Source organism: Tunicatimonas sp. (assembly GCF_049647865.1).
Taxonomy (GTDB): domain Bacteria; phylum Bacteroidota; class Bacteroidia; order Cytophagales; family Cyclobacteriaceae; genus Tunicatimonas.
The window spans coordinates 23,672-37,357 of the sequence record NZ_JBARYM010000198.1 but is presented as its reverse complement, the minus strand read 5'-3'; the positions used below and the strand labels follow the sequence as shown (position 1 = coordinate 37,357).

Here is a 13,686-nt window from a genome sequence, read left to right as displayed (position 1 = left end):
ACTACTAATAAATGGGTCTAACATCCAAAATTCAAGGTACTCGATATTGGTTTTATCAAAATCCACATCCGAGGTAATAGCCCGCGTAATACCACCCCAGTTTTCTTCCGGGTTCTGTAATAATCCTTCATCCGTTAAAGTGGGATTGTAGTTGTAAGGCCCTCGCTCCTCGGGAAAGTACGCAATATCAAAAACAGGTAGGTTGAAGTTGATCACCTGTTCATCCTGAAACGGAAACACTTCTTGGGGAGGAATGCCGCGCTCGTAATGATTCAGAATATCACCCGCAATAGGAATACCACTCACTAAATTTCCCCGGCTGGCGTAGAAAGCGGTGTTATCTACTACGTACCACGCCAGTTTCGCCCGGCGGTAATTTCGCCCTATTGGCCCCGCGTTTGGGTCTATGAACGATTGGTCGTCGGTAACTGGGGTAGAGGCCATTACCCAGTTCTGCCAACCGTTCAAACTGAACGGAGTAACGGCATTTTCAAAATCATCTATGTATGAAGTGCCATCCCCGTCTACTATGTTAGACGTACCCGGAATTAACTGGGCAAACTCGGCATTGAATGTAACTGTAGATGGCTCTTTGGTTTGGATAAGCGGCAGTGCATCTACCAGTTTAGTAATAAAGCGAGAATCTTTTCGGTAGTTGATGTCAAAGCCGTACTTAGTATTTTTGGTAGGTTCATCGCCAATACTCACCCGACTAATGATAGGTCGCTCATTCAGATGCAGAATAGTACCACCAATATTAATATCATCATTTATACGATATTCCAAGCGGGTGCCAAATAGCGAGCGCTGCTGAAAATTAAATAAGTCAGCCTTTTCGTACTGAATTTGAATGCGTTTGCCCGAGCTAAGTATTCCTTCGTTGAGAATAGTTACGCGACCTAAATTATAATCTACCGTAAAATCTACGCCTTCCGAAAGAGGGGTGTTGCCTGCAATTACTTGTACCGAACCTTCGGCAATATTAATGCCTGGGAGCATAATTTCGTTGGCCGAGCCAGAAACGAAGCTTCCCACAATGAAGAACTTATTCTTGTTAGTATTTAGCTCCGCATCAGCTTTGGTAGTGTTATACAGTGAATTATATACGTAGCGATCAACAAGGTTGTCTTCACCGGGTGCAAATTGCTCTTCCAGATGGCTACCGAAAGGTTCTAGCACTGGAAACACCACAAATCCCTGATCAGGATTAATAGTAATGCCCTCAATAAAATCAAAATTACCATCACCTCCGTTAACTGGGTCATTATTGGGGTTAAGCTTATCTAGGTTGAACAGGTTTATCAGTTGTATATCCCGCGTATTCTCTCCTTCGTGCAAACTAGGGTTATCAATTCCTGTACGGTCGTCTCGATACACTACCCGCAGTTGAAACCCCTCCCGACTGATTTGGCTGGCATTCAGGGTGTAGATGTTTTTCATCATCAAATCCCAAGTCGGTACTTCGGTATTGATTTTAGTAGGCCGTAGCATCTTTAGAAAGATTACTTGATCTTCGGGCAAATTTTGGTAATCCTCGGTTAGTTCTCCTACTTGATAGCGTTGTCCGTTTAGCGTGTACTCGTAAGCTACGGCTAATACTTCGTCGTTTTGTAAGCGGCGGTTGAGACTGACATAGCCCAGTTGGCTATCGAAGGTAAACTCCCTTTCGGTAAGTTTGCGAGCCGAAGTAATTACTTCAAAATCAGTAGCTTTTATCAGATTAAAATCGTTTTCTAAAATGGTAGAAGTCTGATTGACATCGCGTAGTTGATTGCTATTGAGCAAGTTAGAATAGAGCTGGTTGGCACTGTTTCGGGCAGGGCCACCTTGTCCTTCTCCTATCTGGGGATTATCATCCCGGAATATTACACTGCCTTCTCCTAAATCCATGAAAGTTGCCATACCCCGCAAGGTCTCGGTATCGTTGTTCCGATTGAGTACGTAGACTTCTACCCGCGTAACATTGAGTGAGGATTTTACCAAAGGGATACTTTCCAACCAGTTTTCATAGTTGGATCGAAAGAAATGATTCAGGAAGAAGTGCCGATTCTCGTCGTATTCGGAAGCGATGATTTCGAAATCGCGGGTCTGGGTACCGCTTTCAATGGTGATGGCATCGCTACTGCCTCGTTGCACCGATGCTACGCTGGTGACAAACAATCGCCCAAACTGTAACTGAGTTTTAATTCCGAACAGGCTTTGTGACCCGGTAATTAAGCTATTGCTAACGGGCATGCTCACTGTGCCTAACTCGATCTTTTTAATAATCTCGTGGTCGTAGCCAGTGTATTCTACCTTTACGTTATTCTGAAAGTCAAAAGAATTATTATTATCAAAGTTGGCGGTTATTTGAAGTTTGTCTCCGATGGTGCCTACCACATTTAAGCTGATTTGCTGATCGAATTCAAAATTGCCGTTTCGTTGTTGCCGAATCGGAATGTTTGGGTTAAAGATTCGCTGAAACCGTCCACCAAAGTCGAGGGTTACAAATCCGTTAGGACGAATATCTACGTATGAACCGCCAAATAGCCGATCGAAAGCAGGGGTCGTATAAATAGGCGGAATAAGTCGCCGGCCACTTACCGCACTTTCGCCATCTAATTCGGCTGAGCGATTTCGCCAGTAGTCGCGTAAGATGCGCTGATCTTGGATTTGCTGATACTGATCAAAGTTTAAGTACGAAGGTGCTCGGTAGTCTAGCCCGTTTACTCGCTCGTAAATAGAGTAGTTAATGGAAGAATCGATTTCAATTCCAAAATCTAACTGGGTAGGAGCTTGTAGGTAGAGTGGTGAGCGCGGCACCCGATTAGAAAGCGGATCACCGTAGCGATCGGGCAAGCCGTACTGCGGGCGATTAGTGGGTTGGTACGGTCCCGCAGGAATGGTATCAGCGGGAGCTGATAGGTTTTCTTCCGGAATTGTATTGGCCTGAGTGGTATCAACCGGCACTACATCGGGGGGGGTATCTTGGGCTATTATTGGTAGCGTGCTGAATATAAGCCCGCCCATTAGCCCTAGAAATACTATGCGCTTCCGTTTTGCCCGGGAACTTTCTTTTATATACCGTATAACCGTCAGTAGCAAGTCGGCAATAGTTTATTATGTGGTTTTGAGCGCAAGCTTAATTACCTCCTCCAGACGAAGCTCTTCGGTTTGCTTACTTTTTTGCCAGTCGGCCATTACTTTGTCAATACTTTTTTCAGCCGCTGCCCGGGTGAATCCGAGCGTAGTTAAAGCAGATAACGCCTCGGTGCGTAAGGTATTGTATGAGCCGGCCGGAAGACCATGTACCTTTTCGGTTGATCCTGCTGCAACTCCCTCTTTCCGAATTTTATCAGCTAACTCAAGCACAATCCGTTGGGCGGTTTTAGCTCCAATTCCCTTCACCCGTTGTACTGTTTTAGCATCTTCGTTAGCGATAGCCCCCTTTAGCTCATTTACCTGCATAGAAGAAAGTAGGGTTAGTGCTAGGCTAGGTCCCACCCCAGAGATCGATAATAAGTCTAAAAATAGCTTCTTTTCGGGAGGTTGCGCAAACCCAAACAGCGTTTGAGAATCTTCTTTTACATGAAAGTACGTATGAAGTTTATACGTCGATTCTTTTTCTAGTGCTTCGTAGGTGTTGAGAGAGATTCTTATTTCGTATCCTACACCCTGCACATCAATAACAACGTGGGTTGGGTCTTTGTGGGCAAGAGTTCCTTGGATATAAGCGTACATACAGTTGGGCAGTATTTAGTGGTCGGACTGCAATTTTACATTTATACCCGAAATTGCAACCCGTAATTAGAAGTAAATGTAGCAGATAGTAGAATTTGCTGATTATTTGGAAGCAATTGCTAACCTTTCTATAAATTAGCCATTCGTTCGGCGCATCATAATGGATACACCTAAAAGCAGGTGCTGCCGCAAAAGTAAAAAAAACTACCAGCAATTAGCAAAAGCCCTCTCGGTACTCGAGAATTTATTATATACCTAACATACCAATCATTTTAGTGGTGAAATGAAGAAGATCGTAATTATTAGTGCCATATTGGTTATACTTTTATCGGTAGCAGGCTACGCTTGGTTGGGTGGGTTTAAACTGGAGAAGATAAGCGAAGTATTTAGCCAACTTCGGGTAGTGTACGGAACCCCGTATCAAGGCAAATACGGTGACCTGAAGCTACGGGAGATTGTAGTAAAAACGAAGCAACTACTAGAAGAGCCTGCTCGCTCTGGTCAACTAGTCGTAATAAATTATGACTCTACCGCTTCAGAAAACATTAATCAGCTTATTGGAATTATTAGCTCGGATGTATTGCCAGAGACCTTACAGAACTTAACTCAAGATACTCTCCCAGCAGGCAACTATCTCAAAATACAGTTATACGGTCATCCGGTAGTAAGGTCCATTCCTGAGCAGGTTAATCAGAAAGTGAAGAAATACGCTGAGCAGCAACAAATCACGCTAGGAAAAGAAGTGATTGAACACTACTTTGGCTCCGACTCTATGTGGATTGAATATCCTATTATAAAGTAGAACACAATAGGTTTTGCCAGTTGCTTGAATATTTGGTAAGCAAGTCCTACATTCGAATAGTATTAATGAGCGATATACGATGCATTAGTGATGTGGATAAAACTTATACGGTGGAGCTTTTTTTTTGCTAACGTAGTTTGGGTAAACTTTTCTTTTGCCCAGTCGCCTACGGCCGATAGTCTCAGCATTATATTAGAGCGAGCTACTTCTTTGGAAGAAGAAAGTAAGGCTTACCTTGAGCTGGCCGCATTTTACGAGCAGTACGACCTAGATACTACCTATTACTTAATTCAGCAAGCTAAAAGTGCTGCTCAGAAAGCAAATTATGAACAAGGACTAGCTGATACTTACATCCGCCTTGCTTCTTATTTTGCTCATTACCTTCGCCACAATAGCGACAGCTTGCAGTATTACCTAAATAAAGGCATTACTAAGTACTGGGGGGAAGCTGATTCTGTTCGTGCTGCTCGCGCCTATTATCTGGTAGCTCAAACTACCTTTTCCAGCGACTATTACTCTATGTCAGTTCAGTACGCGGATAGTGCCCGCCTAATTTATGAGCAGCAAGGCGATCAATTGGCTCTGGCTGAAACGCTTCTGTTGCTGTGCGAAATTCGGAACCGAACGGGTAGTAATGTGCTGGCTCTTGACTATTGCATAGACGCAACCACTATATTTACCAACTTGCAAGTTGAAGAGCACAAGGCCAGACTTAATCGAACCATTGGGGTTATTAATCATGATGTTCAGAATTACCCCAAGGCGCGGGAATATCTACTACAAGCGATAGAGTTTGCTCAACGCGATCAAGATACTAGTATGCTCTCATCTGCTTACATTGGTATGGGGAGGGTTCATATTGAGACCGAAAACTACGATTTAGCTCTAGAATCGTTCCGAAGGGTGATTAGTCTTAATCAAGACCGTGAGAACGATAAACTGGCTCTAGCTTACTATCATATTGGCCGTACGTATCTGCTGCAAAACCAAGCGAAGGAAGCTATTCCTTTGATAGAGGAAGCATTGGCTTTAGCTGAACAGTTTGAGAACCGATCATTGCAGGCTCGTTGTATGTTAGAGCTAAGTAATGCTTATTATGCCCTAAACGATATGGAGCAGTGCTTCAATTATCTCAACTTAGGCTTAGCTCAAACCCCCCGTAATGCTATTGGCAGTAATGAAATACTACGCAAATACTATAAACAGTTGGCAAAATACTACGCGAAAGTAGGTGATTTCGAAAATGCTTTAGTCAATTTTGGGTTGTATGATCTTGAGCGAAATTTAGCTTTTCAAGAAGAGGTAGCTGAACGATTCGCCGAAATGGAAACTTTTTATGAAACAAAAAGGAAGGATAACCAGATTGAACTCCTTCAGCAAGAGAACTTAATTCAGAGTGTGTTAGCTAGCGATCGTAAGCTTATTAATGTGCTACTAATTGTTGGGTTGCTACTGATGGTGGGAGTGGGAGTGCTGCTTTACAGTAAGTATGTTTTAAAAACTCGGGCTAATCAGAAACTAGAGGAAAAGAAGCAAGAAATAGAGAAGCAACGCGATGAAATTACGGTCAAAAATAAACTTTTAGAAGAAAATAGTCGGGACATACGCGATAGTATTGAGTACGCCCGCCGTATACAGTTGTCGCTTTTGCCTGAAAAGGACGAATTGAAACACCTCTTCCCCGACTCATTTGTATTTCACCGCGCTAAAGATATTGTTAGCGGCGATTTCTACTGGGTTTATGAAACCGTTGACACGATACTGATTGCAGTACTCGATTGTACGGGACACGGTGTTCCGGGGGCCTTTATGACGGTGTTAGCCAATTCAGTACTTAACCAGATTGTACACGAAAGCAAGGTGCTGGCTCCGAACACCATTTTATCGATGATGGATACTCGAATTCAGGAAGCATTGCGCCAAACTGATGTTGAAGGAGCAAACGCCGATGGTTTGGATATTGCTATCTGTATGATTAACCGCAACACTCAGGAGGTTTGCTATAGTGGAGCTCAAATACCGCTGTACTTTACACACAACGGAAAGTTAAACAAGTTAGAACCTAGTCGTTATTTTATTGGGGGCGGATGGGTAACCGACAAATATTTTACCAACCAGTGCGAAAAGTTGCAACGGGGCGATATGCTGTACATGGCATCAGATGGTTATCAAGATCAGTTTGGCGGGCCCAAGGATAAAAAATTTATGCGGGGTCGCTTTTGCGATCTACTAGATGGTATCTACTCTCTATCTACTCCAGAACAGTATCAGCAAGTGGAAGAAACCTTTTCCTGTTGGCGCGGCGAGCAGGTGCAAACTGATGATGTGCTGCTAATGGGTGTTCGGTTATAAAATAAAAAAGGTAAAGACTCACCATCTCTACCTTTCCAATCATTCTCAAACTATTTGTCGATTATATCTTCACTTCGTCCAGATTGATGAATTTGATTTGCTGATCTTCGCTAAGTTCTACACCGACTACGGAATCGCGACTGATGTTGTCGGCTAAAATCTCTTTTGATAGTCGGTTCAACACCTCTCGTTGCAATACTCGCTTAAGTGGACGCGCTCCGAACTGCGGATCAAATCCAATATTGGCTAAGTGACTCAATACATCATCAGTGGCTTCAATCTTAATTCCGTTTTCTTCTAACCGGCGTTTAATCAGATTAAACTGAATTTCCACGATCTTTCGCATATCTTCGCGCGAAAGCGGTCGGAACATAATGGTCTCATCTACTCGGTTCAGGAACTCTGGTCGTACCGACTTTTTCAGTAGTTCAAATACCTCCCGTTTAGTCTCCTGCAGAATTTCATCCTCATTGAACGGATTAATATCCTGAAACCGATCCTGAATTAACCCGGAACCAATGTTGGTCGTCATGATAATGATGGTGTTTTTAAAGTTAGCCACCCGACCTTTGTTGTCAGTAAGCCTTCCATCGTCTAGCACTTGCAGTAAGATGTTAAATACATCAGGGTGCGCTTTTTCAATCTCGTCTAGTAAAATTACTGAGTACGGTTTGCGGCGCACCGCTTCGGTTAATTGCCCTCCTTCGTCATAGCCTACGTAGCCAGGAGGTGCTCCAATCAATCGGCTTACCGCATGGCGTTCCTGATATTCCGACATATCAATCCGCACCATATTATTCTCATCATCAAATAAGAACTCTGCCAGAGCTTTCGCTAACTCGGTTTTACCCACCCCAGTAGTACCTAAGAAGATAAAAGAACCAATTGGGCGTTTGGGGTCTTGCAGCCCGGCCCGACTACGGCGTACCGCATCCGACAAAGCTTCAATAGCCTCAAACTGACCCGCCACACGCTGGCTTAGTTTATCTTCCAGGTTTAGCAACTTCTCCCGTTCCCCTTGTAGCATTTTCGAGACCGGAATACCCGTCCATTTCGCTACCACTTCCGCAATATCTTCCGCGCTTACTTCCTCTTTTAGAAGAGAACTTCCTTGCTGCATTTCAGCTAGCTTTTGCTGAAACTCCACTAGCTTTTGCTCACTTTCACTCACTTTCCCGTAGCGAATTTCAGCTACTTGCCCGTAGTCACCCGCTCGCTCAGCTTGCTCAGCCTCTACTTTGTAGCGATCTATTTTTTCTTTTTCTTCTTGAATACCCTTAATTACCGCCTTTTCATTCTCCCACTTGGCTTTTAGGTCTTTACGCTGATCTTCTAATTCAGAAATATCTTTGTTAAGTTGAGCCTCCTTCTCTTTATCTTTCTCTCGCCGAATGGCTTCCCGTTCAATTTCCAACTGCATAATTTTTCGGTTCAGCTCATCTAATTCTTCGGGTAAAGAATCAATCTCCATCCGCAGGCGAGCCGCAGCTTCATCCATTAGGTCAATTGCTTTGTCCGGCAAGAATCGGTCACTGATATAGCGATTAGAAAATTCTACGGCGGCAATTACCGCATCGTCTTTCACCTGCACTCCGTGGTGCAACTCGTAGCGGTCTTTGATACCCCGTAAGATAGAAATAGCATCGGCAATATCCGGTTCATTTACCATCACCGTTTGGAAGCGTCGTTCCAAGGCTTTGTCTTTCTCAATATATTTCTGATACTCTTTCAGGGTTGTAGCTCCAATCGCGTGTAGCTCACCCCGAGCCAAAGCAGGCTTTAGTAGATTCGCTGCATCCATTGCTCCTTCTCCACCACCGGCACCAATTAGCGTATGGATTTCATCAATGAACAGAATGATCTGCCCATCGGAATCGGTTACTTCTTTGATTACTGACTTAAGCCGCTCTTCAAACTCCCCTTTGTACTTAGCGCCTGCAACTAGTAGACCCATGTCCAGGGCGACAATAGTTTTAGTTTTTAGGTTTTCTGGAACATCGCCATCCACAATTCGTTGCGCTAATCCTTCTACAATAGCCGTTTTTCCTACTCCTGGCTCTCCTAATAAAATGGGATTGTTTTTAGTACGACGGGCCAGAATCTGTAACACTCGGCGGATTTCTTCATCCCGCCCAATGACTGGGTCAATTTTTCCGGCTTTGGCTAAGTGATTTAAGTTTTTGGAGTACCGTTCTAGTGATTTGTATTTGGCTTCGGCATTCTGATCAGTCACCCGATCACCTCCTCGTAGTTCTTGAATAGCGGCACTCAATTCTTTCTCTGCAAACCCTACTTGCTTCATTACCGAAGCTATTTTTCCTTTTCCGGCTAATAGCCCCAATAGTATATGCTCTACAGCAATATACTCATCTTTAAAATCCTTCAAATAGTTTTCAGCTTTACGTAATACGGCGGCACCATCATTAGACAGGTATGGCTGTTGTCCACTTACTTTTGGATACGATTGAATAATAGTATCCACACCGTTATCTAGCTGCGCGCGATTAATACTCAATTTATTAAGCACAAACGAGATCATATTTTCATCGGCCTGCAGCACTGCTTTTAAAAGATGCCCGGGTTCAATGGCTTGCTGTCCGTTGCTAGTAGCAATAGTAGCTGCCTTTTGAATGGCTTCTTGTGATTTTATTGTATAATTATCTAAGTTCATAGGTCATTTTTCTATTTATATTGTATTCACCACTAACATAACAAAACTATCGCCAGACCTATTATTGATAATTTTTATGCCATAATGGCATAAAAATATAGAGTTTGATAGGGAATTAAGCCAATATGACATTAAAATAATTTTTTAGATCGTAAGCTTAGACTATTCTTTGGTAGGACAGAATGTTTTTTCAGGGTTTATTCAATTTTTATACTTATTTTTGAGCAAAATCTTAGTTAGGTAACATAATTCGCCACCTTTTTGCCTTTTATTCTTTTATAGGTGCAATTTTTTCTGTGTTACTATTAGTCTATTTATTGTTGTGAGTGTAGGTTGAGATGTGAGACTATGAAGAAGTCAGAATAGTTATATTCTGATCCTTTTCTTTTACTTTTTTTTATGAGACTACAGAATAGCATTGTATCAGGCTTGGGATGGACATCTTTGGCTTCATTTAGTTCCCAAGGGTTAAGACTACTTTTTAAATTAGTACTAGCTAAGCTGTTGCTTCCTGAAGATTATGGTATTATCGGCATGGCAGCAGTATTCATTGGATTTATAGAAGTGGTAAGTGAAATGGGAATGGTTTCAGCACTTATTCAACGTCCTAAAGAAAAGCTACATGCTCAACATTACGCTACTGCATTTTGGTTAAACATAGCCATTGCGCTGTTAGGCTACGGCCTGATTGTGTTTGTAATATCGCCCCTGGCGGTATGGTTTTATGAGGAACCTATTTTAGGTGAAGTTATGCCTCTTTTGGCATTACCATTTATATTTAACACATTCTACGCTATACCCAAGGCTAAACTTAGTAAGAATTTAAAGTTTAAGTCTCAAGCTATTGCGGAAGTAGTATCAGTGCTAATTGGTGGAGTAATAGCTATTTCATTAGCCTTTCAAGATTGGGGGGTTTGGGCTTTGGCATGGAACGGAGTAGTGGTCTCCTTAGTAGCAGCGCTCATCTATTGGCTATATGTACGATGGTTTCCAGAATTTATCTTCAGCCGACAAGCTTTTCATGAACTATTTGGGTTTGGTAGTAAGGTAATGGTTGAGCGAATTTTTCACTTCTTTACGCTGAACATAGATTATTTGCTAATTGGAAAACTAATTGGTGGAGCTGCTTTAGGGGCCTACACTTTAGGGTTTGTTTTGACAAATACATTAGTGAAGCAGCTCACTAATGTAATGAATAAAGTGATGTTTCCTGCTTATTCATCCATTCAAAAAAGTAAGGATGCCATCGCTAAATACTTTCTGCATATTAGTAAAGTGAGTCAACTACTAGTTTTCCCACTAATGTTAGGATTGATAGTTTTAGCTAAACCTATTATTCAGGTTGGGTTCGGAACTCAGTGGATGATGGCAGTTACCCCCTTGCAAATTTTGGCATTAGCAACTATTCTGAACGGCTTATCCGCCAATGCTACGGTTATCATGCGCAGTGTAGGGAGATCCGATTTGTCTATGAAATTAAGTATTACTTCAACGCTGATTTCCACTATTCCAGCTGTAACTGTAGGAGCTATATTTTTTGGTATTAATGGAGCAGCCATAGGTATTCTGATTGATCGTATATTTAGATTCTTTTGGTATCAGCGAACTGTACATCGTCTCATTGGTGTACACTACCTTTCACTTCTAGAAATGGCCTGGAAGCCACTTTTAGCTTGCGTGTTTATTGGTGTACTAGCCAATCTGTTATACTATTTACATCCAGTATCTGCTTGGGCTCATCTACTTATCGGTAGCGCGTTGATCAGTACTGGATATCTGTGGTATCTATTGATTTTTGAGAGGGAGCTACTTGATAAGGTATTAGTAGTTACTAAGATTCAAGATAAAGTAGTTACACCGGTTGTCAAATACATTAATTCTTAGCATACAATAAAATGTTACTAGTAGGTATACTCCTGTTTATCTATTTTACTGCCTATTGCGAACTATTTATTTTAGAAGCTGTTTGAGTTATTTACCAGTAAAAGCCCTAATTATTGACCAGTTGCCACACGAACAAAACGAGGCACTTTTGCGGCTCAAAGGGTGATACTTCTACATTGGAGATACTAAGTTGAACCTACTTACTTCATGGCAAACATACAACTGAATCGTAAAACTCGTAAAAAACCACTATGGCCCTGGCTGCTACTGCTTATTGTTGCTTTGGCTATTATAAGTTTGACCTATCTGTACTGAATTAAAAATTAAAGGGTATTTCCTTACTTTCCTTTAGTCGGTGTCTAAATTAATAAATGCTTTGTGTAAAAATAAGCAGCAATTATGTAACAAGGTATTTTTTATGTTCAAAAGATTACTTGCAATAATCTGAATATCAAATATATATGAATAAAGCCATTAACTCTATCAATTTTCTGTTAATGTTTTTATTAAATAGAATTAAACAAAACATTTGATAAGACACCGTGTTAGGTAGGATATTATTTTAACACAAAATTACGACTATGAAAACGAATGCATTTATTTTTTTATTAGCTGGTCTATTCATGACTACCCTTACTTTTGCACAAGATGCCGGAGAGAAGGACATTGTAGCACTAGCAATGGAGCAAGATAACTTATCCACATTGGTGGAAGCAGTAAAGGCCGCAGAATTGGTAGAAACACTACAAGGAGATGGTCCATTCACAGTATTTGCTCCCACCAATGAGGCTTTTGAAGCCCTTCCTGAAGGAACCTTAGAAAATTTATTAAAGCCAGAGAATAAAGATAAGTTAGTTTCAGTTTTAACTTACCACGTAGTATCTGGTAAAGTAGCTTCTACTGATCTTTCTGATGGTATGATGGCTACTACGGTAGAAGGTAGCGACGCTGAAGTGATGTTGCAAGGTGGCGAAGCAATGATTGAAGGAGCTAAAGTGATAGCTGCTGATGTGGAAGCTTCTAACGGTATTGTTCACATTATTGATGCTGTTATTCTACCACCCAGTATGATGGAAACTGCTCAAGGTGACAAAGAAAAAGAAGGCGGCAACTAATTTAGATGTAGCTACTTATTAACGCAGAAGGCTATTTACTTAGGTAGGTAGCCTTTTTTGTTTGTTATAGAGGCAAAGTCAGTTAGATAGATCAACAGAAATGTTGCAATTTATTTCATTGTGCGTGTTTTTCTATCCTACAGGAAAAAATCATTGTTATTAAACAAGGTTATTCAAATTCCTGTACTTTCTTCTCACCACCGATTGAAGTGGCTAATGAGTGAAAATTTTCTGCTCACAAAATCGTTAGGACTGAATGGCGAACTTTGTATTTTTAAGCATCCAAGCTCTCAGAAATGATACCAAGACCCTTAAAGTTTTAATAATAACATAGCCAAACCTCAATGGACTATGAATCATGCCATAGTGGTATCTGGTAACTACCCGATTAGGTGACTTTATAGACTTTAGGGAGGTAAAAAAAGTTTTCCAGGTTGGATCCGTAATATAGCTAACCCCTGTGTTTTCTACTACGCTCATTACCACAGCTTTTGTTGCTACTCGCAACTTATACCCAGCATAAATTGCCCTTCTACTAAAATCGTAGTCAGCTAAATATTGAGGAAAGCGATCAAAATCAAATAGTCCTATTTTAGCGAATACTTCTACTGGAATAAGCATCCCTCTCCCCGGTAGGGCACCTGAGGATATATATTCGTGCTGCTCTGTTACTTTACTGTAGCGATGCTCTGAAATTGTGGGTCTTGATTTTGCTGTATAAGGATTCCACTTCTCACCTAAAAATGCTACATGTTCCGGATTATTCAAATGTACGGATATTGAACCGATAAGACAGGGTTTATTGTAATCGTAGGCCTCAACCAGTTCAGTTAAGTAGTCTTCTTTAACTTCTAAATCATTATTTAAGGCGAGAACAAAATCGGATTCTTCTGATTGTTGTAGGGCATATTCAATGCCCATATTAGTAGCTCCAGTCCACCACAAATTTCCATCACCTTCCAATACAACCACGTTCGGATACTGAGCATTAATCTTCTCAGTTGTGTTATCAGATGATCCATCATTCACTACAATTGTCTGATAGTTTGTATAATCTTGCTTTTCTAGCGTATCGAGACATCGTAGTGTGTATTTAACATTATTAAAAACGGGAATAACAATAAATATTTTCCGTTGCATAC

At 41.4% G+C, this 13,686-nt stretch carries 8 protein-coding genes; 4 read left to right on the top strand and 4 right to left on the bottom strand.

The window, feature by feature from the left end:
• Both sprA and ruvA read right to left on the bottom strand, forming a co-directional pair.
• The coding region (sprA, locus tag WBA23_RS06155; protein ID WP_424581373.1) for a cell surface protein SprA at positions 1–3,084 on the bottom strand (3,084 nt) is incomplete at its 3' end.
• A gap of 15 nt (positions 3,085–3,099) precedes the next feature.
• On the bottom strand, positions 3,100–3,720 hold the full coding sequence (gene ruvA / locus WBA23_RS06150; protein ID WP_424581372.1) for a Holliday junction branch migration protein RuvA: 621 nt from the start codon (positions 3,718–3,720) through the stop codon (positions 3,100–3,102).
• Positions 3,721–4,003: 283 nt separating this feature from the next.
• Here ruvA and WBA23_RS06145 point away from each other — a divergent pair, with 283 nt between their 5' ends.
• Entirely contained in the window at positions 4,004–4,522 is a 519-nt protein-coding gene (locus WBA23_RS06145) for a hypothetical protein (protein ID WP_424581371.1), read from the top strand.
• Positions 4,523–4,612: 90 nt separating this feature from the next.
• Positions 4,613–6,874 carry a SpoIIE family protein phosphatase gene (locus WBA23_RS06140; RefSeq protein ID WP_424581370.1) on the top strand — a complete coding sequence of 754 codons (2,262 nt, stop codon included), beginning with the start codon at positions 4,613–4,615 and terminating at the stop codon, positions 6,872–6,874.
• A 61-nt stretch (positions 6,875–6,935) separates the two neighbouring features.
• Here the strand turns inward: WBA23_RS06140 and clpB are convergent, their stop codons facing one another.
• A complete protein-coding gene (clpB, locus tag WBA23_RS06135; RefSeq protein WP_424581369.1) occupies positions 6,936–9,545 on the bottom strand; it encodes an ATP-dependent chaperone ClpB in 2,610 nt (869 codons plus the stop codon).
• A gap of 399 nt (positions 9,546–9,944) precedes the next feature.
• Between clpB and WBA23_RS06130 the strand changes: the two genes are divergently transcribed.
• Positions 9,945–11,429, top strand: coding sequence for a lipopolysaccharide biosynthesis protein (locus WBA23_RS06130; protein ID WP_424581368.1), 1,485 nt, complete (start codon positions 9,945–9,947; stop codon positions 11,427–11,429).
• Between the two features lie 623 nt (positions 11,430–12,052).
• A complete protein-coding gene (locus WBA23_RS06125; RefSeq protein WP_424581374.1) occupies positions 12,053–12,544 on the top strand; it encodes a fasciclin domain-containing protein in 492 nt (163 codons plus the stop codon).
• A gap of 246 nt (positions 12,545–12,790) precedes the next feature.
• Here WBA23_RS06125 and WBA23_RS06120 read toward each other — a convergent pair whose 3' ends face one another.
• On the bottom strand, positions 12,791–13,684 hold the full coding sequence (locus WBA23_RS06120) for a glycosyltransferase family 2 protein (RefSeq protein ID WP_424581367.1): 894 nt from the start codon (positions 13,682–13,684) through the stop codon (positions 12,791–12,793).
• Between the last annotated feature and the right edge of the window lie 2 nt (positions 13,685–13,686).

Excerpts from the sequence above, each read along its gene's own strand:
- ruvA (WP_424581372.1), bottom strand. The coding sequence starts at position 3,720 with ATGTACGCTTATATCCAAGGAACTCTTGCCCACAAAGACCCAACCCAC.
- WBA23_RS06145 (WP_424581371.1), top strand. The coding sequence starts at position 4,004 with ATGAAGAAGATCGTAATTATTAGTGCCATATTGGTTATACTTTTATCG.
- WBA23_RS06140 (WP_424581370.1), top strand. The coding sequence starts at position 4,613 with ATGTGGATAAAACTTATACGGTGGAGCTTTTTTTTTGCTAACGTAGTT.
- clpB (WP_424581369.1), bottom strand. The coding sequence starts at position 9,545 with ATGAACTTAGATAATTATACAATAAAATCACAAGAAGCCATTCAAAAG.
- WBA23_RS06130 (WP_424581368.1), top strand. The coding sequence starts at position 9,945 with ATGAGACTACAGAATAGCATTGTATCAGGCTTGGGATGGACATCTTTG.
- WBA23_RS06125 (WP_424581374.1), top strand. The coding sequence starts at position 12,053 with ATGACTACCCTTACTTTTGCACAAGATGCCGGAGAGAAGGACATTGTA.
- WBA23_RS06120 (WP_424581367.1), bottom strand. The coding sequence starts at position 13,684 with ATGCAACGGAAAATATTTATTGTTATTCCCGTTTTTAATAATGTTAAA.